Consider the following 24,672-nt stretch of genomic DNA (forward strand, 5'->3'; position numbering starts at 1 on the left):
TTTAATCCAATTTAAATTTATAAACAACAATCTCCTCATTATCTGGATTTCCGCCAGATCCATCAGCATAATAGTATTCACCTATTTTACCGATTACCTTAAAATAATTTGGCACTTCTACATCTCCAATCAAGACCTTTTCTTTGTAAATCTGCATCCGCTGTGGGTTATCTCCATAATCGAAACTCGTCTTGTCCGCTACGCCCAGTGTATAAGTTCTAAACAGTAAATCATCTTCTGGAACATATTTGACATGCCTGTAAAAGCCCTTTTGAGTTCGATTTGGTCTCCAGTAGGTATCATAATCCCCCAAATCATTAACTTGAATATAATCTTGCAGCATCCCTTTACCACTAACTCCAAAAGCTTCTTTGAAATTAAAATCTTTATCAGCTATATAGATCAAAGAATCTGGTTCAAAACTGATGAAGATATCTTCATCAGTAATGTCATGATAATAGAAATCAAAATGTGGAATGTATTTGTAATTGAGGTAAATGGGTGGCTTCTTCCCAAGTATTCTTAAAATCCTGCCAGTTTTCAAATCAAACTCACCATAGTTGGCTGTTTCCTGATAATACTTATCATGCATCAAGAAATTCAACTTTGGATTAGAAGTTTCTATTTTGATGTAAAACTTCCCATCCCGTACGAATATTTCATTGTTGACATATTTCACCTCATAAATTCCAGGATCGTCGGGTTGGGGATTGGATTCCATTTCTTTCATTGAACTGCTGTGGTAGAAATCCAAAACTGTCCTACTGGTAAGTTCATTTTTTTGATCAAATTCGTAAAGCGTATATCCACTTAGAAAATATTTATAATCTCCATCAGTAGTAAAAGATTCAAACCTCTGAATCTCTGATGGTCCTTCTCCTCTGGTTATATGTGCTTTTTCAAATTTACCATTTGCATCAAATTGTAATAGTTGAACATTTAACCTATCAAGAAAATATATTTTGCCATTTTGCAAAAAAGAATCCCCAACTCCAAACAAACTGTTACTTTCTAAGTCTATTCGATCAATATTAACACTAATAATTTTATTACTTATTTGTTGTGATGATATTGATAAAAACGAATCCTTTTTAGATTTAGAACAGCTGATCAAAAAACCGATCATTAAAACTTTTAATAAATGTTTCATGTTTTAAAAGAAAAATTATCACTCAAAAATAATTTAAGTGATAATCTGAGAAATAAATTAGTAATTAAAGCCCTTCTTCAGGAGATACAGTATCATCTGACCCACATTCACTATGTATACCAAAAATACAATTAAGAGTGTCGCATGATTTTCTTATACTTATTGCATGACCTTCCAAACAATAACCCATCCCAGCTGAATGACATCTTGCATTTGCACAAGACCCTCCTGCTGAAGATCTTAATGGATTCCACAAAAGCACCATTGCTCCAACAAGTAAACTAAATAAAATTTTACTTTTCATTTTAATAAACTTTAAAGTAAGCTTCTTCCCACTCGGAAGACGAAGCATGAACTTGAAAAACATTCTTTTGTCGACATCAAAAGTTTAGCACTCTTAATTTACTCCCCCCAAAACTAAAAATACAAATGATTCCCCAATTTTTTTTTAATTACTTCAAATTTTATTTAACAATCAATTTATCAGCTACTTAAAAATTTTATAACGAATGTGTTTTTTCAGTCGTTAAACAAATCAAACACCAAGTCAATTATGAAAAAATCCCTTTTAATTATACCATTCTTTTTTTGTTTACTCCCACTAAAATCCCAAGATATGCTTTGGGGTATTCAATTTAAAAGTGGAATTGCAACCCAAGATTTTTATCAGGAGTCAGGAAGGTTGGTTGTACCTGAATTGGCATTTTTCACAAATTATCAAGTTCCAAATTTACCTTTTGAAATTGGTGTGAGTTTAGGTTATGGCCTTTACGGGACGCAGCTGGAAAAAAGAAATGACCTTTATGTAGGATTCAATGATGAACTTCGACTTAGAAGAAACAATAATACACTAAGTATGGCGGGAGTATTTAGGTTTTTYCCTCAAGTATATGGCAAGGTTTTTYCATTTGTAGAAGCCCAAATGGGAGCAATGTATGGATATACAAGATTTAAGATTCGTGAAGATGCAGTGTCCGAGCCTATTGAGCAAGAGCGAGATATGGGCAATTGGACTAGGTTGAGTCAGCTAGGTGGTGGAGTAATGATTCCTTTGGGAAGTGCTATCAATGCAAACCTTGAATTCCGCTTGATGTATCAAAACACTGGAAGACTTGAATATCTTACAAAAGGTGATGTCAACTATGCTCCAGATCCTGATGGGCAAGTTAATGGCACTTTTGAATATAGCCCAAAAAGATCCACTTTTAACATGATTCAACCATCAATCGGTGTAAGTTTCTATTTTGATTAAGGTTTTGGCATAGAGTTTGAAAAATATAACATGAATCTAAACCAACTATACATATATAAAAAACGGCCGGGGTATAATTTCCCAGGCCGTTTTTGCTTTATGGTTTTTACTCTTTGATTTTTACTTTGTAAAAAAGATTATAGTCACGTTCTACTTTAGGACTGATATTGTCATTGATATAAATAACCCCATTCTTGTCCAAAAATTCCACTGTTCCATTGACTGGAAGTTCATTTATTATTCCAACCTGCTTTCCATTTTTTACTAATATAAAATATGGTTTCACATATTGTTTTGATGCCTCTTTGTATTCTGATGTGGTAAAGTATTGCTCAGATAGTGATTTAAGTTCAGCTACTTTTGCAGTTGGAATAGTAGAGAAAAATTGTATAAGGCAATAATCCCCTGCGTAAAGAACATTGCTGAAGGAAGGAAAATCAGAGTAATCTGCATTGCTGTCAGGGGAAATTGAAGGTGCAAGTTCTGGTCTATTTGGATGTTGAAGTTTGACTTCTTCTTTGAGTGTGACCTCCTTCCCCAAATCGTAGAAAAAAACTTGTGAACCCTGAAGAGGTAACAAGGCAAAAAACTTTTTTGAATCATGCAATGCCACGAATGCCATTTTTGACCCCACATATCTGTTGTTTGCTCTTGGTTCCCAAGTGGAAGGAAATGATTCCAGAATTTCATTTTCTTGAGTTTCTAAATTGTACCTATAAGTAGAACTGATTTTTTCATAAAATTTTGTTCCAAGTACTTTGGGATCCATCTCTTCGTCAGAGAAAAAATTATGTTCTTCGCCTATCATCATCATTTGGTCACCATCCATGTAGGGATGAAAAGTTGTCCTATTTCGATAGAGCATCATTCTATATAGTTGATCTGTATTGTAAGGGACTTTTTTCACTTGCTTCCCCTCAAAATCATAAACAAAATAAGAAGTAAAAAATCCTTGAGCCACAAACTTATCCCCTCCCAAAAACTTATATCCAAAAGCCCCATTTCCTCCTACTCCATCAGGACCGTCATTTGCGAGAGAAAACTCATTTAAAATTTCTCCCCCTAAGTCTGTCAAAAAAACATTTTTGTTTTTTGCTACCATTAAGGTTTTTCCTGATTCCAGATTGACATCCTGAAGTGTCATTGGCGACAATTCATCTACGATCAAAGAATCTATCAATTCCAACTCAATAATATCTGAAGGACTTGATTCAGTATGCTGCTCACCTCCAGAGCATGCTATAAAAAGAGATCCTATTATTAAAACAAGTAAATGGTAAAGGTTTTTCATTTTGTCTTTGGATGATTAATTCACAGCTACATCAGTAAGGCATTCGTAAGAACAAAGGCCCGCTTTTACTCCGTCAAACCAAAACATCGTCTATTAAAGCAGAACAATTTGAAGATTCACGAAAATCTTACTGATATAATTGTGACTTGTAAAATAAAATTAAACTAATCATTAGTGTCAAAAAATTGACTTTATATGACAAAGAAAAAAGAAATTTAAAGATTTTAATCACCACTTATTTTGATGGGGAAAAGTTCACTATTGAACTTTTGCTTTTTTTACCTTCCTCCACAAAAACACAGGCAATCCAAGGAAAACACCCACCACACTAAAGACCAATCCTCCAATCGTACCAATGGCTAGTGAAAACCAAAACACTTCATTTTGGCCTTCAATAACAAATGGAATCAAACCAAAGCAAGTCGATAAAATGGTTAGCATGATAGGAATCGCTTTGCCTGCTGCTGACTTGATTACATTTCTGTTGTAGTTGACTGAGCTTCCTGATTTTCTGTTGTTCAAATCATTGACTATGAAAATTGCTGCATTCACTGCCAAACCACCAAGCATCACAAATGCGGCCCAACCTCCCTGATCGTAATAGAAATCAAAAAGAGAGAAAATCAAAAACAACCCAATAAAAGAAAGTGGAATTATTGCAATTATATAAAACGGCTGCCTTAGATTTTCAAATAAAACAGAAGTAATAAAAAACACCCCAATGATCAAAATCCCCATCAATCCATATTGCCTTTTTGCTTTTCCATACCCCCAAGACCAAGTTTGTTTGCTTGCTGAATATCCAATTGGCATTGAAGTCTTCATTTCCTCCAATACCTCATCGAGATATTCTTCCCCAAACTTTCTTGACCCCATGTATTCAAAAGCTACAGACCTGATGTATTGCCTATCTTCTTTGTTAAGTGCATTCGTAGTGAACTCCTTATTGAGCGTACCAAAATTACTTACTTTGAAAATATTATCTTCTCCTGTAATCAAGCTATTTTCTTCCAAATCAAACTTTGAAAAACTACTAGAGTTGCTTTCTCTAACTACTACACCATAGTTTTTCTCATCCAAAGCCACATAAGCTGAAGGTCCAGAAGGTTTGGATACATCATTGAGGGAGTTGATTAGTTGATATTGATTCACCCCCCCTAAGGCAAGACTTGACTGATCCAGTCTCAAAACATACTCTTCTGTCTTCGACTCGTTATAGTTCAACCTTTCATTGGTATTGACTTCTTGGATTCTTTTATGTTTGAGGAGTTTTTCGGCAAGTATTTCAGATTGCTTCTCAAGCTCATCAAAATTATATCCTTTCATGGTGACATTGAAAGATGGTATTCCTTCTCCACCTCCACCTGTGTAGAAGCCTTGCCCCACACCATAGATGTTCCACCTAGCACCTGACCAATCGGTAGATTTTACTGAAAGCCTTCCTTTAAGTTGATATGGAAGTGCTGATTTTTCATAAGCTTCTTTGAAGGTTATTGTGATATTTGCAGATTGGCCAGATTGTACATAAGTAACGAACTGATCTATCCCTTCCACTCCTTTCAAGAAAACCTCAAACTCTCGCATAATAAAATCCATCTGATCAAGTGTGTTACCAAATGGCAATCTTGCGGAAACATAAAGCCTGGTTTTTTCAGCTTCTCGATAGGCTGATTTCTCATAGACACCTCTTACAAACATTCTCAAGGAGCCACCAAGCGCCTTGTCAACATAAGGCCTGATATCTTCTTGATACAATGTAGAACCAATTGTTTTGTTATACCATTCTTGTCCTTCCCATTTTGCTGGGAGAAAAAACACTGGAATCCCAAAAAGCAAGATCAATAATGTAACAAAGGTCTTTCTATATTTGGCTGTGAAACCAATACTTTTGCTATAAACCCTAAACGCTTTCACTCTTTTTCTCAATTGGGCAACAGTCAAAGCCCTTCCTTTTTTCCCTTTATTGCCAAACAAAACTGCGTACATAGCAGGTGTAAAAAGCAAAGCTACTACAAGAGAAACTCCCAACATTGTTGCAACCACAATGGAGAATTCTGTGAGATTTTTCCTATCTTCTTCTGGAAGGAAAAACACAATCATCAAAGCAGCTATAGTCGTCAAGGAAGCAGCCAATAGAGCCAAAAACACTTTTCGGTTTCTATGCTTATGCAAATGATCGATCATGATAATGGCATTGTCCACTATCAATCCAAAAGAAATCGTCAAACCCGCAAGTGAGTAAAGGTGAATGTCAACTTTAAGAAAATAAAGGATAATCCCTGTAACACTCAAATTGATAACAATTCCCAAAAAAAGAATACTAAGATACTTAAGGTTTCTATTGATGATAAAAATAAAGACAATCAAAATCAGAATAGAAAGCCCTGATCGTTTGTAGATTTTTTTCAGTTCCTTTTCTAAATATTCCGTATCATCATTCTCCAACCTGACTTCAAAACCTGCCGGTAGAAGTGGTTTAGAATCTTCAATTGCTTTTTTGATGTTTTGTGCCAAAAGCACTTTATTGACTCCATCTCTATTGATGACCGAAAGTGTAACTGAGTTGTTTCCATTGATTCGGTAATAGCTATTGGCTTCGGCTTCTTCGAGGGTTAGCTGAGCTACATCTTTGAGGTAGATTTCACTACCATCTCTGGTTGTCAAAAGGAGGTTTTCAATCTGATCAATGGTAGATAAAGACCTATCCACCTGAATAAAAAGTGTCTCTCCTCTATTGTTGACCAGCGAACCTGGGAAATTTCTACCAAATGCAGAAGATATAGCTGAGTTGATGCTTGATCTTGAAAGTTTTAAAGCCTGTAGCTTTTTGATATCATAAGTAACATATAGCTGAAGGTCATTTGCTCCTCTTATGTTTACTTCTTCAATTTCTTCAAATCTATTGAGTGAGGATTTGAGCACATCCTCTGCGATTTTTTTGATTTCGAATGAAGCAAACGGACCATTGACACTGTAGGTAAGAATTGGAGTCTTTTGATCCGATCTACGAGCTTCACTCTGTGTGACCAAAGGATAGCTTACATTTTGGTCCAAAGAAGGATAAACTTGACGGATAATGGAAGCGACCTCAAATTTCTTGAACTCCATATCTGTATCCTTATCAAACCTAAGCGTGATAGAGCCTACATTGTAGTTTGATATCGAATTGACCTTTTTTAGCTCTGCAAGTTGGGACAATGCTCCTTCAAGTGGGGAAGTAGCAAGCTTTTCGACCAATTCAGGTGAGGATCTCTGTACAGAATAGCTTACTGTAAGGACAGGCTGCTTTTCTCTTGGATTGAGATCTACAGAAAGCTTGGGAACCAAGGCAAAGCCAATGATGGCCAAAACAATAAATGATATGATAATTCTAAATGGAGTCATACTTGTCTATACCTTTTCCTTGACACTCATTTTCCCACCAATAAACCAGTAAGCCAAAGGCACAAAATACAATGCTGTAAATGTTCCGATTGTCAAACCTCCGATTACAGAAAACACCAAAGGCCTCTGAAGATCTGCGCCAAGGCCAGAGCTGAAAACAACCGGAAGTAATGCCAAAATCGTAGTAATCGAAGTCATCAAAATTGGCTTCAACCTAATCTCTCCCGCTTCATAAAGCGCTCTATCCAAGATTGTTTTTTCATCCAAATCTGTATTTTCAGAATATCTGATTCTCAACCTGTTCACTGTATCTATTTTCAAGATGGCATCATTCACCATAATCCCGAGCATTACTACCAAACCAATTGCCGACATGACATTCAGGGAAGTTCCTGTCAAAAGCAAAACGATAAAAGCTCCACCTATCCCTAGAGGTAGGGTGAAAATCACTATCAAAGGCTGAATAAAACTCTCAAACTGCGCTGAAAGAATAAAATATAGCAGCAAAACAGCAATCATCAGAATACTGACCAATTGACTAATGGTCTCGCGGTCTTTGAAATATTGGCCAAAGAAACTAATTCCCAAGTTTTTTTCAGCTCCCCAAAGATTGATCTCACTGTTCAATTGGGTTGGATTTTTATCATTCAACAATACCGATTGAAAAATCCCTCCTTTGTCAGCGGTGACATATTTGTAGTGATTTTCGTAATCAAAACTGATGAAATTATTCAAAGCATATTCATTTCCATCTTTGCCAATAATATTGCTTGTCCTCAAGATTTGTTCAAAATCCGAACGCTCCCCCTTCATCCTGATCGGCGTGATTTCACCAAATCGCTTGATCTCAGTGATAGAAAAAGTCCCAAAAAGTTTTTGAACCTGTTCTTGAACCGCTGAAGACTCTATTCCATAAAGAGCCATTTTCGCCCCATTCAACTTAAATATCACTGATGCTTCTTTTTGCAGACCTGGGCCTCTCTCAAAATCTTCCGTCGGAAAATCCACCAACCACGCATCCATCTTAGCTTCTTCTACAGGGCGCTTTGTTCCCAAATCCTTCCATCTAACTTCATAATATGGAAGATTGGAAGCAAAAAGCTGGTCAAAAGCATTTGGAGCATCCATAATACTCAAATTCGCATCAGGAAAATTCTCTAGAAGCAAATTTCTCAACCGCTCCATTTCAGATGATTTTTTTTCTTGTGTTTCAAACAAGAAATATACACTTGCTTGCTGTATTGAGTTTTCTCCATCAAAAAGCAAAAACTGCCTCACCCCAACATCCGATTCCGCTTTCAAATAATCCCCATCCAATGACTGGAGTATACTCAGAAGTCTATCTCTATTCTGCTCCACTCCTATCGGCTCATTCCAATCTATCTCGACCAAGGCATCGAATTTCTCAATAGGTGGAAGTCCCTCTGTATTTAGCAATTGACTTACCAGCAAAGCCAAAGGAATGAAAATCAAAAATATGATAAAGCTCAGTCCACGTCTTCTAAAAATGATCTGATAAAGTTTCTTATAACCTCTCAAAACCGCCCCGAAGAACTTGCTATCTTCTTTTGCCAATTCTTCAGCAGATTTGTTTCTGAAAAAGAAATGATAAAGCATCGGTAAAAGAATAAATGCTACCAAAAGAGATACAAACAAAATCGCCGCGACAGAAACTGCCTGATCATAAAACAAAGCTCCTGAAATACCGCTTAGGAAAATCAATGGAATAAATACAGCCAAAGTCGTCAAAACCGAACTGATCAAAGCAGACATTACTTCATTTACTCCCTGCACACAGGCTTCGAATATATCTAACCCTTCTTTTCTCTTCCTTGTGATATTGTCCAGTACGATAATAGAGTTATCTATCAACATCCCTAAACCCAAAGCCAATCCACTGAGCGAAATGACATTGATGGAAATATCGAAAAAGTAAAAAACCAGAAAACTGATAATGAGAGAAGATGGCAAACTGATTCCAATGATTACGGGTGTTCTATAATTTCCCATAAAAATAAACAACACTCCAAAAGCGAAAAGACCACCAAACAAAAGTGAAGTTTGGAGATTGCTGATACCTGCATTGAGCAAGGTGGATTGATCTTGAGTAAGGTCAAAATCCACTTGAGGATAATCATTTTTGAAATACTCCAAAGATTCATAGATCAAAGGCATCATTTCGTTCATTTTAGCAGAAGCCTGTTTGTGAACTGTAATCACCAAACCTTCTTCTGTACCAAAATAATGATAGCCCAACACATCTTTGTTTTCATACTGTACTTTTGCTACTCGGCCTAAATCCACGGTAAGACCAGCATCATTGGTCACCGGAAGACGCATAATATCATCAGGAGTATCTACCCTTGTAGCCAGTCTCAAATAATATCTAAATTGCCCATCTTCCACGCTGATCCCTGGCAACTCTTCATTACCGTAGCGAATCGCTCGGATAACATTCTCCTCAGTCATCCCCAAAGCCCTTAGCGCAGGTTTATCTGGTGTAACGGTGATACTCCTTTCCTTTTTTCCATTGATATCTACCAAGGAAACCCCTTGCAGTTGCTCCAGTCTTTTTTTCAAAACATTTTCTGCAAGCAAACTTACTTCAGTATAATCAATTCCTTCCTTTGGGATTACCTGAACTCGAGCAACTGGAATATCATTAGTATTGATTCGAATTACTTGGGGTCGATCCAAGTCTGAGGGAAGTGAATTGGTGATTCTATCTATTTTTTCATTGACATCTATGTAAGCCAGCTCCATCTTGGTACCGTAATCAAATGTCAGCCTGATTGTACCAACCTCACTGCCGGATTTGCTATCCATATCTTCGAGGCCATTGAGCGTCATCAATTCATCTCGAATCCTTGCCAGAACATTTTGCTCTATTGCTTCTGGTGAAGCATTGGGATAATTGACCTTGATGACTATCTGAGGTACATCTATTGGCGGAAGAAGTGAAATAGGCAATGTCCTAAAAACAATGATACTGAATACCATCAATGCCAAAAAAGTCATCAAAACCGCAATAGGCCTCGCTAATAAAAATCTAACCATAGCGATTAATCTTTAACAATTTGGATGGGTGCCTGATGTGCGAGCTGAAGATTATTGGTAGTAATCACAGTGTTGTCAGCTTCGATTCCTGAAAGAATTTCTACTTCTTTTCCATTGTCTTTGCCTACTTCAACATAGTTCCACTTTGATTCATTATTTTCTATAGTAAATACCACAGCCCTACTTGATCTGTAAACCAAAGCTTGTTTTGGAATAACGATACTGTTCGTTTGAGGCGCTCTGATAATTGCTCTTGCATTCATTCCTGGCAACAACCCTTTTGACCCACTCACCAAAAGACTAACTTGAACCAATCCATTTTCATCAACTTTGGGATTGATACTTCTGACTGTACCAGTAACTTCGATATTGGAACTACTAACTGGGTAAACTTCCGCTTTTTGGCCAATGGAAATCAAGTTGATATCAGATTCCAAAACCTTCACTTTCAATTCCAATGTGTTGGTGTTGATTATTTCCATAAAATCCTCACCATTGGAAACAAGACTACCTTTTTTGATTTTCAAATCAGCAACACGACCCGATATCGGAGCTTTGATAGTTGATTTTTCAATTTCAAGTTCAGCTTCCTTCAAGTCTATTTCAGCTGATAACAGACCGCTTTTTGATTTCAATTGATCGACTAGACTTGTTTTTCTTTCTGTGTCTTCAGATTCCATAATAGTTCCAAAACTCAAAATATCTGAGTCATAGGTAACTTGGGAATTTTTCAAGGCAATTTTGGCTTTTTCAAGTCTAAATCTTGCTTCAGAATCATCCAACCTTGCCAAGACAGTACCTTTTTCCACAAAATCCCCTTCCTTTACATTGAGTTCACTAAGGATTCCTTGGCGTTGCGTCACGATCTTCACCTGATCCATGGCATCAATTTTACCAGTAGCATTGATAAGGTAATCAAAAGTTCTCTTTTCAGCTTTTGCAACCCTAACAGGAGTCGCAGCGACTTCACCTCTAAAGGATTCTGATGGGATTTCTTGGCTTTCTTTTTTCTCCTCTTCACAGGATAAAGTTGTGACCAAAAGCACAGCCACGATAAAAAACAGTCTAAATTGCTTCATATATATCAGGAATGATCTATTTAGCCAACAATAAACTAATTTATTAAATAAGATCAAAACAGCATTATGTTAAAAAATGAAAAAATGTGATGAAGTATAAGTCTAGCCAATATTTTTTCCGGAATGAAATGTTTAAACAGAAAACAAATAAATCTTTTCTATCAAAAAAACTAAATGCATTTTTAAAAGGAAAATTTCCTATTTTAAGACCTGCCAATTATCTTTCAGTAAAAAACAATTGTATGGCTAAAATCTTTTTCTCAATCTTTCTGGGACTACTCATTTCATTTAATGTTTTTTCCCAGACACCTTGTAATCCTCATCCTCTTTTCAATATGTTACCACAACATAGTATCTCCGGTTGTGAAGAAAAAGAGTATGACAAAATCAAAATTGACTTTACAGATAAAGATGGTACTTGGGTACAATACGAGAAAGCTGGATATTTTCTAAAAACCTATTACAGCTTTGATGGAGACTGGGAAAAAAGACCTTCTAATGCGATGATTTTTCAAAACTACATCCAAGCAGTAGCTTCCAAAGGTGGGACTGTAATCAATGAATCTAAATCCACTGTTTTTTTAACTCTGAAATCAGGAGGAGCAACTTGGTGGATAGCGATAAATAGTGATCAAAGTGGCACTTTCTCTGTAAGCACCGTTAGAGAAGAAACAATGAATCAATATATTGTACTTTCCGCAGAGGATATTGCCCGCGAAATCAAGGCCAATGGAAAGGCTGCTTTTTACGGGATTTACTTCGATACAGACAAAGCAGAGATCAAACCGGAATCAAAAGAAACACTGGAAAATATCGCTAAGTATCTAACCCAAAATCCGAAAGTAAATGTTTATTTCGTAGGACATACCGACAATACTGGTACACATGAACATAACCAAAAGCTCTCCGAGGAAAGAGCCAGATCTGTAGTAAAGGAACTGACAAGCAATTATAATATACCTACTTCGAAAATCAGTGCTTATGGTGTAGCATCATTGTCACCTGTGGCTAGTAACACATCCGAAGAAGGAAAAAGTAAAAACAGACGAGTGGAAATGGTCTTAAAATAAGCTACATGAATTAGCGTCTATATTTGGTTTTTTGAGAAAAGAGAAAAAACAGGAATATTGATTTCAACCTTGATTAAATTCAATAATCTGTAATTTTTCAATTTTCTCAATCTTTTATCCATACAATCCATATTATCTTTTCCTTATCATTTTGAAGTGAATCAGAAAGAAACCAAATATTATTCCTACCTTTGCACCTTAATTCAAATTTACAATGCAAAGTATTCGGAATATCGCGATTATCGCACACGTTGACCACGGCAAGACCACTCTCGTGGACAAAATCATTCATCTCTCTAAAATCTTCCGTGAGAACCAACAGTTTGACGATCTTATCCTTGACAACAATGACTTGGAAAGAGAAAGGGGTATCACAATTCTTTCTAAGAACGTATCCGTAAGATATAAAGACACCAAAATCAATATTATTGATACTCCAGGTCACGCAGACTTTGGTGGTGAAGTGGAAAGAGTTTTGAAAATGGCTGATGGGGTTATCCTATTGGTTGATGCCTTTGAAGGCCCTATGCCACAGACAAGATTCGTATTGGGCAAAGCCCTAGCACTTGGATTGACTCCAATTGTGGTAGTCAACAAAGTGGATAAAGAAAACTGTCGTCCTGACGAAGTTCAGGAATCTGTCTTCGAATTGATGTTCAATTTGGACGCTACAGAAGAGCAGTTGGAATTCCAGACCCTTTATGGTTCTGCCAAAAACAACTGGATGGGTCCAGATTGGAAAAACCCTACTGATACCATCATCCCACTTTTGGATGCTATCATAGACCATATTCCTGCGCCAAAAATCGACGAAGGAACGCTACAAATGCAAATCACTTCCCTTGATTACTCAAACTTCGTAGGCCGTATAGCCATCGGTAGAGTAAAAAGAGGTTCCATCAAAGAAGGGTCTCAATTGACTTTGTGCAAGGCAGATGGTGTTTTCAAAAAAGTAAAAGTAAAAGAACTTCATGTATTTGAAGGTCTAGGAAAAAATAAAGTAACTGAAGTAGTAGCTGGAGACATTTGTGCTGTAACTGGTATTGATGATTTCGAAATCGGTGATACACTTGCTGATCTTGAAAATCCAGAAGCACTACCAAGAATCTCTATCGATGAGCCTACTATGAATATGCTCTTCACGATCAACAACTCTCCTTTCTTTGGTAAAGAAGGAAAATTTGTGACTTCCCGTCACTTGAGAGACAGATTGATGAAGGAAATGGAGAAAAACTTGGCTTTGAGAGTTGAATCTACAGATTCTGAAGATAAATTCTTGGTTTACGGACGTGGTATCCTTCACTTGTCAGTCTTGATCGAGACGATGAGAAGAGAAGGTTACGAATTACAAGTGGGTCAGCCTCAGGTGATCTACAAAGAAATTGACGGTGTAAAACATGAACCAATCGAAGTATTGGTAGTGGATGTACCTGAGACGACTGCAGGAAAAGTAATCGAATTGGCTACACAAAGAAAAGGTGAACTCCTTGTAATGGAGCCAAAAGGTGATTTGCAACACTTAGAATTCAGAATTCCTTCAAGAGGTTTGATTGGATTGAGAAACAATGTATTGACTGCTACACAAGGTGAAGCAATCATGAACCACAGATTCTCAGCTTACGAACCGTTCAAAGGATCTATCCCTGAAAGAAACAACGGTTCATTGATCTCTATGGAAGGTGGACAGTGTACTGCTTATGCAATTGACAAATTGCAGGACAGAGGTACATTCTTCGTAGAGCCAGGAGAAGAGCTCTATACAGGTCAGGTTATCGGTGAAAATTCCCGTGACAATGATATTGTAGTAAACGTACAAAAAGGTAAAAAACTAACCAACATGAGAGCTTCAGGTTCTGATGACAACGTTAGGATTCAGCCTGCCAAAAAATTCTCTTTGGAAGAAGCTATGGAATACATCCAAAAGGATGAATACCTAGAAATCACTCCAAAGTCCATCAGAATGAGAAAAATCTATTTGGACGAAGGTGAGAGAACAAGAATGGCGAAGAAAGAAGCTTAATCTAAGATTCAAGATATAAGAAGTAAGACAGGCCCCGAAGGAAACTTCGGGGCTTTTTTTTAGAAATGAGATTTGAGACACAAGACGCAAGATGTAAGACTGAGGGATCTCGGACAGGGTGCATCCTAAATCCTAACAAAAGCTTATTCACGGTCATTTCGACCAAAGGGAGAAATCTTGAGCTGTAATTCTAAATAATACCACTCTCTTTCTCTTCAAATTATATTATTGTTTAGTAAACAACACTTTTATAGTTTACTAAACAACATTAATAATGAAATCATATGAATTCATAAACGTCATAAACAACCTGGTCTTCATTGAGTCCCTCGTAAAAAGGATTGGTACGGGAAAGGTAAAGTCCTTTTTCCCCAACGAAAGACTTATACGGATAATGGATTTTGCCAGGGAATCTCTTTTCAGTCAAAACATTAAAGTCCCTATCCAAAACGACAATACTAAAATCATTCTTTAAATGTGGAAATTGATCTTCTAAATACGACTCGTCTATAGTTCTTCCAATTGTCACAAATCGATAATAAACCTCCCTATATTTATCGTAAAAAATATATGAATATGCTGTATTAGTTATCCTTTCCCTAAGTTGTTCATCTACTGTTGAATTGGCATCAGAGGAACTTTTGATTGGCTTTGCAAACTCACTTTTCGCGTAAACTGATTTAAAAGACTCCATATTTTGATCATAAATCAACATAGAATCCATTACTGCCCAAGAGTATATCAATAAGTTATCATTCTTTATTCTAGAGAAACCACCCCAGTAAGTTTGCCATGTTTTCCCTTTATAAAAATCCGGAATACGAATTTGATCTGAAATATTAACTTCATTACTGATCAAGTCAACTTCCACAGCTGGTCTGAACTCCTCCATCGCTTCGGCAGAACTTAAAAAACCATTTAATGTCATATCGGAAAAATACAATTTACCATTTTCATAAAGAGTCGGATTAGTTGACCTAGAATAATGATTGACCATACTTTTCATCATGGCTTGCGGACTACTTCTATCTATTTTTTGCGGATTGTATTGCGTCACTATTTCACCATTACCATTGATCAATGAAATCCCGTTCAATAACATCTGCCTAAATAAAAAAATCGAATCTGCATTATGATACCAAAATCCATATAAGGAAGGAATAGGAAACCTTTCGTCTTTTTGGATTGCTGTTCTTTTTAATTTTTCACCAGATGCCAAATCATAAAAATCAAAAGAAAAATTAACCTTGTTCATCACCAATAACATCTCCTGCCCATCTTCTTGGATTACCTGAAACTCTGGAAAACTATAATCTGACAAAGAGTCTATCTCAAGTTTGACTTGACCAACTTCAGTGAAATCATTAAAAAAAGTCCTCTTTTCTGAATTAGCTTCTTTCTCTGAACAGGAAACAAAAATTGCGCAAATGAGCACTAAAAACAGAAGCCAGTTTTTCATAAACATGGTGGAATTGTGGAATATCTAAACAAGTTAATCTATTTTAATAACTAAACAGTTACTTATTATTGTTTAAAGTTAAAAAATGGCTGCTACACTCAGAATTTTACAAAAACCACGTCTTTTATTAATTTCCAAGTCATGATTTCTTTAACTTTTGATTGAATAAATCTCAAAACCTATAACCTACCCTCAAATGTAAATTGACAGCAACTTCACCTTCATTTTCGGCATATCCATAGCTTTTGTAAAATAAATGCCGATATCCAATCCCAATACCCGCTTCATAAGTAAAATGATTGCCTAAATTTCTACGAATCCCCCAAGTTGGGACAATAGAGAGTTGACTAACTATACCTGAATTATCATAATTGGAAATCAAAAACCAATCTGGATGGAAGCTGGTCTTCAATGAAAGAAAATTACCAGAGTTACCCACGATGTTTTTAGACTTTGATTGTCTCTTGTCAAGATTGTAATAAAGCCTCGGCTCCAGCGTAAAAACAGGTGCGAAAGTATATCCAATTCCATCATAAAACATCCCCCATCCAAAGCCACCATCAAAACCCACTTCGCTTCTAAGTGCCAGTTTATTGGTCAATCTTGATTCGTTATGAAACCAAGTACCCAGAACTCCAATTTGGACACCATTGGTAGATTTTTCTACACTTGCTTCTTGGGATTTTGCGAAAAAAGATATGGTAATGAATACAAAGGTTAAAAGGATTTTTTTCATTGAGCTTAGTTTTTCTTGAAACAAATAAAGTTCGCAAATGTACCTAAAAAACCTTCTAACCAACTAAATTTGATCATAAAAAACAAGTAAATAATATGACTATCCGATTTCTTTCACGTAGCCAAACAATAGATTGTCGGAGGAACGATTTGTGTGTTGACTGTGAACTGTTGTCTGCCGGCAAGTATCCACTACTAACAAAGCTACTTCATACCCAACGCGCAACATTGCGGATACTCATAATAAATAAACATTATAGAGAAAATGATCCTATCACCCAACAATGGACAAAATTTTTCTGTAAATAATATGCAGATGGCTGATCGAAATAAGACTTTCCCGATCTGTCACAAACCAATTTTCGGGCGCAAAAGCAAGTATGTGCTCCTTGCCTTTTTTGTCAATGGAAAATTGCCTCAAAAGTCCATTTTCTACAAAAAATGTATGTTTGCAATGCTCACCACTCTGAAGTAAGTATTGATCTTTTTTAACTGTTCTCGTAGTGCATTTTTCAACTAATGCCGAAATTTCCTCTTCCTCTATATCGATATTGGAAGACAAATAAGATTTTAAGTTGAAACTGTTCATGATGGTTCAGAATGTTGCTGCCAAGTGCTTTTATTGATTTCGTAACAAATGCATTTCCCAAGTTCGGGATAATCGGTCAATTGAGGATGGTCAAATTCTCCCATTCTTTTCATTCCGATTTTCTTCATGACATTTTCCGATTTAAAAATATATTCTTTCTTCACATATTTTTCCTTTAGTGCTAATAGCTCGTTTTAAAGCATATCAGTCTTTTCTTTCTATATGTAATTTACATTTATCACTGGTCTTTGGTACTGATCATTACAAAAGTCCCTTAATAACTACGTAGGAACAAGCGAAACTTTCCTTGACCGTCTATATCGACATTCTCTTTCTGTCTCTGCGACATGGTATTGTAACCCGCAATAAGGTTGGGGAAGGCTTTCACCAAAAGGCCAAGTGCGAATAAAGTTAGGGTAGTAATGATCAATGAGGTTTTAATTTGGTTTTTTGTAAATAATGTTAGCTAAAGACATATTGAAAAAAAAGTCTTTGCTAGTATTTAGTTTAACTATTTCACACCTGTCGCAAGAAATGGCGGAAACCCCTCCAAAATTAGTAAACTTAGTTGTAATTCCCTGTCCGCCTTATGAGGGTTTTCTGCCCCTCAAATTAATTCTTTGAACCATATTCTAGGAAAAGACCGCTTCCATCCTGATAGAATTCGGCGACCCTGATAGATTTTAAATCAATCAGGGCTTACCAATAGGGATCAGTATAAAGGCTTTTCTCTAGTGGGCTAAATGTTGCTCCTAGTTATTTACCAATTCAAAGTCAAGCACTTCACGCAATCTTTTCAGACTTTCTCTCGATAAAAACTTAAAAGCAAGTCCAATAAATCCGTATCTAATTATTAAAATTTGACCGATTACAACCAAAATAAAAATTGGATCTGGCTCTTCTTTTCCAGTCAATATTGCAATTAAAATTGCAACAATAGGAAAACAAAGAATTATGCTTAATAAAATCCGAAAGACTTTATGTATTTCCACTTTCACGTTCCCTTTGTCAGATTCAATTGCTCCTGACATTACACAAAAAGCTCCTTTTCCAATTACAGATGAGATTAGTTTAAATTCGTTTCCGTTTATAATTCCGCGAAATGATCTGTCGGTACGTTGAGAAGTCAGATTTTCAGACTTCTCAGTTCTCCGATTTAGTCGATTTAGCGTTTCTGCTTGATTATCGATAAGTTTAAATTTCAGTTCTTTGGTTGGGAATATTTTCATTTCTCAAATTTGGCAAAATGTTTTGGCGCTTGGCGAAGGTGGCGATTTATACCACCAAACTTCATTTGAGCACCGAACTTCAAATTTAGTAAAAACTGTCATACGAAGCACTTAACCGCTACTTGCTTGTAGGTGCTGTTAAATGCTGGCATTCTTCATTCGTTTGTCATTATCGTCCAAATAATTTAGATAAAAATCCTTTCTTAACTTGCTTTTCAATTCCCCAAATCAATTCGGTTTCGTGTCGTTTTGCTTTGTCAATGTTCGGCCCGAATTCCCCCCAAGCAAATCCACTTTGATTTTGTTTGTTTCTCAAGTCGGCAATTACAAAATTGTCTGGAAGCGATAATGCAAAGTTTTTCAAGCTTGTGTCGTTTGATTGTTTTGCATTTTCAAGTTCAATAAAACCGTTGTCTTTGCTCCAAATGTCCATAACAACTTTTTCGTGAATTATGTCAAGGTTTGACTTGTTCCCGTTTTTCCCAAAGTCGTTTACGTGTTCAATAAATTGCGTTAAGTTGTCTGAATGTTTTACGATAACTGCTGGGTCGTGACATACATAAAAAACATTTCCCCAATTTCCATTTTTGTCAATGTCTAAAATCCAAAAGTTACCAAAACCGTCTCCAGCAAGTTGAACTGAATGTGAAAAAAATTCTTCAAAGCCAAACTGTCCAACTCCGTCAAATGATACTTCTTCAAGTCCGAAAAATTCAAAGCCACTTGCAAATTTTAGTAAATCTCTGATTTCGGTCGGAACTTGTCCTGTCGGAAGTTTTTTTGCTAATTCGTCTATTTGTTGGTCAGTCAAACCTTCTTTAAGTACAACTTTATATTCGTCTCCGTCTTCAGAAACATATTTTTCGGTCAAGATAGATTTCAGTTTTTCTTTTGGTGTCATATTTTCTGTTTTTTCGTCGGTCTTGTTGTTGCTACCAATCAAATTTGTCAAGGCTAAAATTGTCAATATTTTTGATACGGTTTGTTTCATTATGCTTGCAGGTAATGTGATTCAGCTTGGAACCGGCGGGCCTTCGGAGCCACTTCCCTTCCAACCTAATCCGAACTTCTTAAATATACTTAACTTTCAATTTACTCTGAACCGCCCGCTGTATCCAAGATGATGTTACCGCCATTTGTTATTTTTTCATCCTTGACCTGATATCTTGCTGAACTAATACAACTCTTAATTCCTTCTCCCAGAAGTCAATGGTCAGTATGTTTTCCCTTAAAAATTGTTCTGTTTTTAAATGCTCTGAATGTTCCCAAGAATTTAGAAACCTACCTATTTTTTCTTCAATCTTTCTTTGAATTTGTTCAGGTTGTTTGTCTGCCCAAATTGATTCTGGAAACCCAAACTTGTATTTGGCTGCAATAGAAATTTTTAAAGAATCATTCTCTTGTTCATCGATTTGTACCAACTGTTCTTGGTCACAAGCAATAATTTCACTTTTCAAGTTCTTACCTGCCAAATCTATGGCGGACAGGATATTAAAGTCTATATTCCTATTTCTTCTTTTTAGTTCTTTAATTCCTTCTTGTATGTTATATAGGTTTCCACTTGCTAAATAATGATTAGCTAATTTTTCGATTGGTATTTTATGTTGCCCCCAAACCCCCTTTACTCCTTCCAAAAACTCTTTTTTTAAACAAAAACTCTTTTGAATAATTTCAGCTTCTTCGAAGGTTAACTCCAGTCCAAATGTTTTTGCCCTATACTTTGCAAAATAAACTGGAGCTTTCTTCACAAAAAGGATTAAACCTAAGAAAAAGGAAATCAGTATTAAAAATAAGATTATTAGGTCCCAATTCATGTTGTGTTATGTTTTTACAATTGGCTATAACGTGATTCAGCTTGGAGACGGCGAGCATTCGGAACCGTTCTCTTCCAGTCTACTCCTAACTTCTTAAAGGTACTAAACTTTCAATTTACTCGGAACCGTCCGCCGTCTTCCAAGGTGATGTTAGAGTGCGTTATTCCTTTCGAATGCTCACAGGAATGTTAACCCAATTCTTTTATTCAATCCTTGTTCGAAAATCCGGATCAAAGTTGACAACTGAATATTTCCTTTACCATTTTCAAGCTTTGAGATATAACTTTTCTTTGTTCCTGCTTTTTCTGCCAATTGTTCTTGAGTCAGATTTGCTTCCTTCCTCGCTTCTTTTAGCATTTCGCTGATGATGAACATCTGGGCATTTTCTTCATACTTATTTCTGCTTTCACTTCCAATTTTTCCGTGCTCAAGTTCAATCAGTTCATCGAATGTTTTGACTTTGCTATAATCCTTCATGATCTTATTTCTTTGTTTGAAAATATTCCTTCATTAACCTTTCTGCTTTCTCCAATTCATTCTTCGGAGTCTTTTGGGTCTTTTTTTGAAAACCGTTGAACAGAACCACCAGCCTTCCTTCATCAAAGCAGCAAAAGATCCTGAAAATATTTGATTGAAACTCAACTCTTATTTCATATAACCCCTCAGTTCCTTAAAGATGCTTGAGAAACTTTTCTGGTACCCTTTCCACTTGCTTGATCAGCTCAAATACATATTGGACCTTACTTTTAACCTTATCATTCTGGCTTTGGTAAAATTCAATAAAGTGGTTTTCAAAAAAATGATCTTCCTTACCATATTCACAAAGTTATCTCAAAAGATAACATTTTCCAAAAATGCAGCGGTTTCTTTTAATGCACTCTAACGTTTTGAATCTACCCGAAGTTGGCGATTTCGAAGCACTTCACTTTCAACCAAGCAGAAACTTTGATAGAAGCACAAAGCTTGATTTAACCACTGAACCGCCACTTTTAGGTAGCTGCTATTATAGGGCGTTTTTCTTTTATTTCCTTGGCTTCGCTTCACTTCCTGCTAAAATTCCACCGTCAATAGTCAGTTCAATTCCTGTTACATATTTGCTTTCGTCACTTGCTAAATACAAAATTCCGTAAGCTACATCAATCGGTTCTCCAAAATGTCCCATTGGAATTCCGAATTCTACATCTTCAATTATTTGTTGTCTTTGTTCTCCTTCACCAAGCATAGCGTCCCACATTGGTGTCATAATAGCTGCTGGATGAACACTGTTACACCTAATCTTATATCCATTTTCTGCACAATGTAGGGCTACACTTTTTGTGTGATTTCTAACGGCTGCCTTGCTTGAAGCATATGCAACAGCACCTGGAATTCCCACTACACCACTTCTTGAAGAAATGTTTACAATACTTCCGCCTTTGTCTTTCATAAGTCTGATGGCGTATTTACATCCAAGCATAACACCTGTTGAGTTTACTCTGTGAACTTCTTCCCAAGAATTCAAGTCTGAATTTTCAGCGTCCCAAGGTCCCGATGATTCTAAAACCCCTGTGATTCCTGCATTATTTACTAAAATGTCAAGTCGTCCGTGTTTTTTAGTTATGTACTCGGTTGCTTTCAACCAATTTTCTTCACTTCCAACGTCCAAATGCAAATAGTCAGCATTTGTCTTTAAATTTTTTACAAGAGCATTTCCTTCTTCGTCCTTAATGTCAGAAACGATTACAATTGCTCCTTCTTTTAAAAAGAGTTCGGCAGTTGCACGTCCTATTCCACGAGCAGAACCTGTTATTAATGCTATTTTGTCTTTTAACCTCATTTTTGTCATTTATAGTGTCGTCTTGTCTTTAAATGCCCTTATATATAAATCTAGAAAACCAGACTTTAACTACCAATTATAATAAATATGTCTGGTTTTAAACTATCCTTATCAAACCTTCTTAAAACTACACTTTCTTCACTAACACTCAAATAACCCCATCCACTTCAAAATAAAAAAACCGAGCATCTCTACCCGGTTTTTAATTTTATTCTGTGAAATTCCTCCTTCTGATTTCCTCCTTCATCCTTTCTTTTTATTCTCCCTGTGCCAAGCTATATGCTCTTACACCATCGAAGGAATAGAGATTTTCAGTTTTGATAAAGTCAAAGCCTAACTTGGCAACTTGATCCATCAAGTCTAGCACTTCAGCATGTGTGATCGGTGATTGATCTGCCTTTTGGAATCTACATCTCCAGTGGTCTGTACAGAAAGTCTCTCTCATCCCTCCAGGATATACTTTAATCCCTCTGTTCGTGATCAGCTGAAGAACAAGGCCGTTTGCATCTGCTTTTCTCAATGCATCACCAATGGAATTTGGATCTCTTCCATCTTTGTCCCAATCAATAAACACATCCACACCAATCAGTTTTTTCTCTGACTTGGTAACTGGTGAAAGCTTGATGCTGATAGGATCCTTCGCTGATTTATCAAAAATCGCAGGAGTCATATTCACCGGCTTCTGTCCCAATCTCTCGATCACGGCTTGAGCAAATTCTTGTGTACCTACTTTTTTGCTAGAAATCCCCTCTTGGTAGATATCCCCTGTATGGATACCGTCTTCCAAAGTTTTCATCCAAGCATTGCCTACTTTCTCAGCGATCTCTGGCTGACCTATATGTACGAGCATCATCACAGCTCCATTCAGCAATCCCGATGGGTTTGCCATATCTTGACCAGCGATATCCGGTGCTGAACCATGGATCGCTTCAAACATGGCTACTTCCTCGCCAACGTTGGCAGAACCTCCCAGACCTACTGAACCAGTCACCTGAGCAGCAATATCAGAGATGATGTCTCCATACAAGTTCAAAGTAACGATCACATCAAAAATCTCCGGCCTCTCAGCAATCAATGCTGATCCGATATCGATGATTTTGTGATCTGTTTCGATACCTGGATATTCTTTAGCAATTTCATTGAAAGTCTTATGAAAAAGACCGTCAGCCAATTTCATGATATTGTCTTTGGTCATACAGGTCACTTTTTTTCGGCCATATTTCTTGGCATATTCAAAAGCATACCTGATGATTTTCTCAGAACCAGGTTGGGAGATCAACTTCAGACACTGATATACTTCTTGTGTTTGTCTGTGCTCGATACCTGCGTAAAGATCTTCTTCGTTTTCTCGAATGATGACCATGTCAGTCTTAGGGAAGTGAGTTTTCACAAAAGGTGAGTAAGCCTTACAAGGTCTCACGTTTGCAAAAAGTCCAAAAGATTTTCTGGTTGTCACATTCAAACTCTTAAATCCTCCACCTTGTGGTGTAGTGATCGGTGATTTCAAAAATACCTTGGTCTCTCTCAAGGAATCAAAAGCCTTGGGCTCCATACCTGAGCTAATCCCTTTCAAATATACTTGTTCGCCGATTTCGATGACATCGTATTCCAACTGAGCGCCAGCAGCTTCCAAGATATTAAGTGTGGCTTTCATGATTTCCGGTCCGATCCCATCACCATAGGCGACAGTAATTTTTGTTTTTGACGACATATATAAATTATGTTTTGTTGAAAATTCGTATTGTGACAAAAATAACAAAAAATGGCGGAAGGGAATGGTCAAACCTATTATAAATTAGCAGAATATCTAACAATTAGGAAGCACTCACTCTTACCCAAATTTCTTCTTGTAGTTTTGCATCTATGTATTTTCCCGACAATTGCTTGGGGAATGCTTGCACTACTTGTATATTTGACGCTTAACATTCACCAATAACACATGGCTGAAACACTAAATATTCTTTCTGAAGAAAAGGAAGGTATTCTCTATCTTACAGTTAACAGAGAATCCAAGCTGAATGCACTGAATTTTGCTACCCTGGAAGAGATCAGGAATATTTTTAACGAGGTCGTTGATAATAAAGAAATCAAAGGCGTAATTATCACCGGTTCGGGTGAAAAAGCATTTATTGCTGGTGCTGATATCAGTGAAATAGCAGAACTCAACGAGCTGAATGCCAGAAAATTTGCAGAAAATGGCCAAGAAGTTTTTGGCTTGATCGAAAATTGTCACAAGCCTGTCATCGCTGTAGTCAATGGATTTGCCTTAGGTGGTGGCTGTGAACTGGCAATGGCATGCCACATTAGGGTGGCGGTTGCAAATGCAAAATTCGGACAACCTGAAGTAAACTTAGGCATCATCCCAGGGTATGGAGGCACCCAACGCTTGACTTATCTTATCGGAAGAGGCAAAGCAAATGAATTGATGATGACTGGAGATATGATCGGCGCAGAAGAAGCAAAAAAGCTTGGTCTTGTCAATCATGTACTCGCTACAAAGGATGAATCTATGGCCAAGGCTGAAGAGATTTTGAAGAAAATAATGACAAAAGCGCCTTTGGCTATCGGTATGATAGTTGATTGTGTGAATTCTGTATATATCTCTGAAGAAAATGGCTATCAAACTGAAGCTAACAGCTTCGCTAGATGTGTCAAATCTGGGGATTATAAAGAAGGGACTTCTGCTTTCTTGGAAAAAAGAAAACCAATATTCAAAGGGGAGTAATT

22 protein-coding genes are annotated in these 24,672 nt (G+C 36.7%); 4 read left to right on the plus strand and 18 right to left on the minus strand.

Translation table 11 applies throughout. The annotated features are described in order from the left end of the window. Position 1 precedes the first annotated feature (1 nt). Positions 2-1,150: a 6-bladed beta-propeller gene (locus MM213_RS16545; RefSeq protein WP_241414012.1), complete on the minus strand. Its 1,149-nt coding sequence runs from the start codon at positions 1,148-1,150 to the stop codon at positions 2-4. A 64-nt stretch (positions 1,151-1,214) separates the two neighbouring features. Then, complete coding sequence (locus MM213_RS16550; protein ID WP_241414013.1) at positions 1,215-1,454, minus strand: hypothetical protein; 240 nt, start codon at positions 1,452-1,454, stop codon at positions 1,215-1,217. A 312-nt stretch (positions 1,455-1,766) separates the two neighbouring features. On the opposite strand from MM213_RS16550, the gene MM213_RS16555 reads away from it, so the two are divergent. Continuing rightward, positions 1,767-2,402: a hypothetical protein gene (locus tag MM213_RS16555; protein WP_241414014.1), complete on the plus strand. Its 636-nt coding sequence runs from the start codon at positions 1,767-1,769 to the stop codon at positions 2,400-2,402. 106 nt (positions 2,403-2,508) lie between these two features. On the opposite strand, the gene MM213_RS16560 is transcribed toward MM213_RS16555, so the two are convergent. The 4 genes from MM213_RS16560 to MM213_RS16575 form a co-directional block, all read right to left on the minus strand. Further along, complete coding sequence (locus tag MM213_RS16560; RefSeq protein ID WP_241414015.1) at positions 2,509-3,693, minus strand: hypothetical protein; 1,185 nt, start codon at positions 3,691-3,693, stop codon at positions 2,509-2,511. Between the two features lie 258 nt (positions 3,694-3,951). Further along, positions 3,952-7,077, minus strand: coding sequence for an efflux RND transporter permease subunit (locus MM213_RS16565; protein ID WP_241414016.1), 3,126 nt, complete (start codon positions 7,075-7,077; stop codon positions 3,952-3,954). Positions 7,078-7,083: 6 nt separating this feature from the next. After that, positions 7,084-10,134, minus strand: a complete 3,051-nt coding sequence (locus tag MM213_RS16570; RefSeq protein WP_241414017.1) for an efflux RND transporter permease subunit — start codon at positions 10,132-10,134, stop codon at positions 7,084-7,086. A gap of 5 nt (positions 10,135-10,139) precedes the next feature. Then, entirely contained in the window at positions 10,140-11,213 is a 1,074-nt protein-coding gene (locus MM213_RS16575) for an efflux RND transporter periplasmic adaptor subunit (protein WP_241414018.1), read from the minus strand. Positions 11,214-11,455: 242 nt separating this feature from the next. Here MM213_RS16575 and MM213_RS16580 point away from each other — a divergent pair, with 242 nt between their 5' ends. Together MM213_RS16580 and typA are read left to right on the plus strand one after the other, a co-directional pair. After that, complete coding sequence (locus MM213_RS16580) at positions 11,456-12,283, plus strand: OmpA family protein (RefSeq protein ID WP_241414019.1); 828 nt, start codon at positions 11,456-11,458, stop codon at positions 12,281-12,283. A 214-nt stretch (positions 12,284-12,497) separates the two neighbouring features. Further along, positions 12,498-14,303: a translational GTPase TypA gene (gene typA, locus MM213_RS16585; protein ID WP_241275617.1), complete on the plus strand. Its 1,806-nt coding sequence runs from the start codon at positions 12,498-12,500 to the stop codon at positions 14,301-14,303. A 280-nt stretch (positions 14,304-14,583) separates the two neighbouring features. On the opposite strand, the gene MM213_RS16590 is transcribed toward typA, so the two are convergent. The 12 genes from MM213_RS16590 to MM213_RS16640 form a co-directional block, all read right to left on the minus strand. Then, positions 14,584-15,762 (minus strand): DUF4221 family protein, encoded by a 1,179-nt coding sequence (locus tag MM213_RS16590; RefSeq protein ID WP_241414020.1) that lies wholly within the window; start codon positions 15,760-15,762, stop codon positions 14,584-14,586. Between the two features lie 172 nt (positions 15,763-15,934). Beyond that, positions 15,935-16,498 (minus strand): hypothetical protein, encoded by a 564-nt coding sequence (locus tag MM213_RS16595; RefSeq protein ID WP_241414021.1) that lies wholly within the window; start codon positions 16,496-16,498, stop codon positions 15,935-15,937. Between the two features lie 273 nt (positions 16,499-16,771). Continuing rightward, a complete protein-coding gene (locus tag MM213_RS16600) occupies positions 16,772-17,086 on the minus strand; it encodes a Crp/Fnr family transcriptional regulator (protein WP_241414022.1) in 315 nt (104 codons plus the stop codon). Continuing rightward, positions 17,083-17,214, minus strand: coding sequence for a hypothetical protein (locus MM213_RS20905; protein WP_255806995.1), 132 nt, complete (start codon positions 17,212-17,214; stop codon positions 17,083-17,085). Before MM213_RS20905 ends, MM213_RS16600 begins: the two co-directional genes overlap by 4 nt. 146 nt (positions 17,215-17,360) lie before the next feature. Next, positions 17,361-17,516: a DUF3784 domain-containing protein gene (locus MM213_RS16605; protein WP_255806996.1), complete on the minus strand. Its 156-nt coding sequence runs from the start codon at positions 17,514-17,516 to the stop codon at positions 17,361-17,363. Positions 17,517-17,838: 322 nt separating this feature from the next. Next, positions 17,839-18,315: a hypothetical protein gene (locus MM213_RS16610; RefSeq protein WP_241414024.1), complete on the minus strand. Its 477-nt coding sequence runs from the start codon at positions 18,313-18,315 to the stop codon at positions 17,839-17,841. Between the two features lie 169 nt (positions 18,316-18,484). Beyond that, entirely contained in the window at positions 18,485-19,306 is an 822-nt protein-coding gene (locus tag MM213_RS16615) for an SMI1/KNR4 family protein (RefSeq protein ID WP_241414025.1), read from the minus strand. A 148-nt stretch (positions 19,307-19,454) separates the two neighbouring features. Further along, positions 19,455-20,129 carry a hypothetical protein gene (locus MM213_RS16620; protein ID WP_241414026.1) on the minus strand — a complete coding sequence of 225 codons (675 nt, stop codon included), beginning with the start codon at positions 20,127-20,129 and terminating at the stop codon, positions 19,455-19,457. Between the two features lie 177 nt (positions 20,130-20,306). Then, the gene (locus MM213_RS16625) at positions 20,307-20,606 is read right to left on the minus strand and encodes a helix-turn-helix domain-containing protein (RefSeq protein WP_009033879.1); all 300 of its coding nucleotides are present in this window, start codon (positions 20,604-20,606) and stop codon (positions 20,307-20,309) included. Positions 20,607-20,610: 4 nt separating this feature from the next. Next, on the minus strand, positions 20,611-20,778 hold the full coding sequence (locus tag MM213_RS21000) for a type II toxin-antitoxin system RelE/ParE family toxin (protein ID WP_369413949.1): 168 nt from the start codon (positions 20,776-20,778) through the stop codon (positions 20,611-20,613). Between the two features lie 372 nt (positions 20,779-21,150). Next, on the minus strand, positions 21,151-21,954 hold the full coding sequence (locus tag MM213_RS16635) for an SDR family oxidoreductase (RefSeq protein WP_241414027.1): 804 nt from the start codon (positions 21,952-21,954) through the stop codon (positions 21,151-21,153). A gap of 247 nt (positions 21,955-22,201) precedes the next feature. Next, positions 22,202-23,656 (minus strand): NADP-dependent isocitrate dehydrogenase, encoded by a 1,455-nt coding sequence (locus MM213_RS16640; protein ID WP_241414028.1) that lies wholly within the window; start codon positions 23,654-23,656, stop codon positions 22,202-22,204. A 228-nt stretch (positions 23,657-23,884) separates the two neighbouring features. Between MM213_RS16640 and MM213_RS16645 the strand changes: the two genes are divergently transcribed. Next, the gene (locus tag MM213_RS16645; protein WP_241414029.1) at positions 23,885-24,670 is read left to right on the plus strand and encodes an enoyl-CoA hydratase/isomerase family protein; all 786 of its coding nucleotides are present in this window, start codon (positions 23,885-23,887) and stop codon (positions 24,668-24,670) included. Positions 24,671-24,672 lie beyond the last annotated feature (2 nt).

Source organism: Belliella alkalica (genome assembly GCF_022549785.1).
Lineage (GTDB): Bacteria > Bacteroidota > Bacteroidia > Cytophagales > Cyclobacteriaceae > Belliella > Belliella alkalica.

What these genes read in the sequence shown, in the direction of transcription:
- MM213_RS16615 (WP_241414025.1), bottom strand. Translation starts at nt 19,306, where the DNA reads ATGAAACAAACCGTATCAAAAATATTGACAATTTTAGCCTTGACAAAT.
- MM213_RS16640 (WP_241414028.1), bottom strand. Translation starts at nt 23,656, where the DNA reads ATGTCGTCAAAAACAAAAATTACTGTCGCCTATGGTGATGGGATCGGA.
- MM213_RS16590 (WP_241414020.1), bottom strand. Translation starts at nt 15,762, where the DNA reads ATGAAAAACTGGCTTCTGTTTTTAGTGCTCATTTGCGCAATTTTTGTT.
- MM213_RS16625 (WP_009033879.1), bottom strand. Translation starts at nt 20,606, where the DNA reads ATGAAGGATTATAGCAAAGTCAAAACATTCGATGAACTGATTGAACTT.
- MM213_RS20905 (WP_255806995.1), bottom strand. Translation starts at nt 17,214, where the DNA reads ATGAAGAAAATCGGAATGAAAAGAATGGGAGAATTTGACCATCCTCAA.
- MM213_RS16570 (WP_241414017.1), bottom strand. Translation starts at nt 10,134, where the DNA reads ATGGTTAGATTTTTATTAGCGAGGCCTATTGCGGTTTTGATGACTTTT.
- MM213_RS16565 (WP_241414016.1), bottom strand. Translation starts at nt 7,077, where the DNA reads ATGACTCCATTTAGAATTATCATATCATTTATTGTTTTGGCCATCATT.
- MM213_RS16580 (WP_241414019.1), top strand. Translation starts at nt 11,456, where the DNA reads ATGGCTAAAATCTTTTTCTCAATCTTTCTGGGACTACTCATTTCATTT.
- MM213_RS16635 (WP_241414027.1), bottom strand. Translation starts at nt 21,954, where the DNA reads ATGACAAAAATGAGGTTAAAAGACAAAATAGCATTAATAACAGGTTCT.
- MM213_RS16610 (WP_241414024.1), bottom strand. Translation starts at nt 18,315, where the DNA reads ATGAAAATATTCCCAACCAAAGAACTGAAATTTAAACTTATCGATAAT.
- MM213_RS16595 (WP_241414021.1), bottom strand. Translation starts at nt 16,498, where the DNA reads ATGAAAAAAATCCTTTTAACCTTTGTATTCATTACCATATCTTTTTTC.
- typA (WP_241275617.1), top strand. Translation starts at nt 12,498, where the DNA reads ATGCAAAGTATTCGGAATATCGCGATTATCGCACACGTTGACCACGGC.
- MM213_RS16600 (WP_241414022.1), bottom strand. Translation starts at nt 17,086, where the DNA reads ATGAACAGTTTCAACTTAAAATCTTATTTGTCTTCCAATATCGATATA.
- MM213_RS16620 (WP_241414026.1), bottom strand. Translation starts at nt 20,129, where the DNA reads ATGAATTGGGACCTAATAATCTTATTTTTAATACTGATTTCCTTTTTC.
- MM213_RS16575 (WP_241414018.1), bottom strand. Translation starts at nt 11,213, where the DNA reads ATGAAGCAATTTAGACTGTTTTTTATCGTGGCTGTGCTTTTGGTCACA.
- MM213_RS16550 (WP_241414013.1), bottom strand. Translation starts at nt 1,454, where the DNA reads ATGAAAAGTAAAATTTTATTTAGTTTACTTGTTGGAGCAATGGTGCTT.
- MM213_RS16560 (WP_241414015.1), bottom strand. Translation starts at nt 3,693, where the DNA reads ATGAAAAACCTTTACCATTTACTTGTTTTAATAATAGGATCTCTTTTT.
- MM213_RS16545 (WP_241414012.1), bottom strand. Translation starts at nt 1,150, where the DNA reads ATGAAACATTTATTAAAAGTTTTAATGATCGGTTTTTTGATCAGCTGT.
- MM213_RS16645 (WP_241414029.1), top strand. Translation starts at nt 23,885, where the DNA reads ATGGCTGAAACACTAAATATTCTTTCTGAAGAAAAGGAAGGTATTCTC.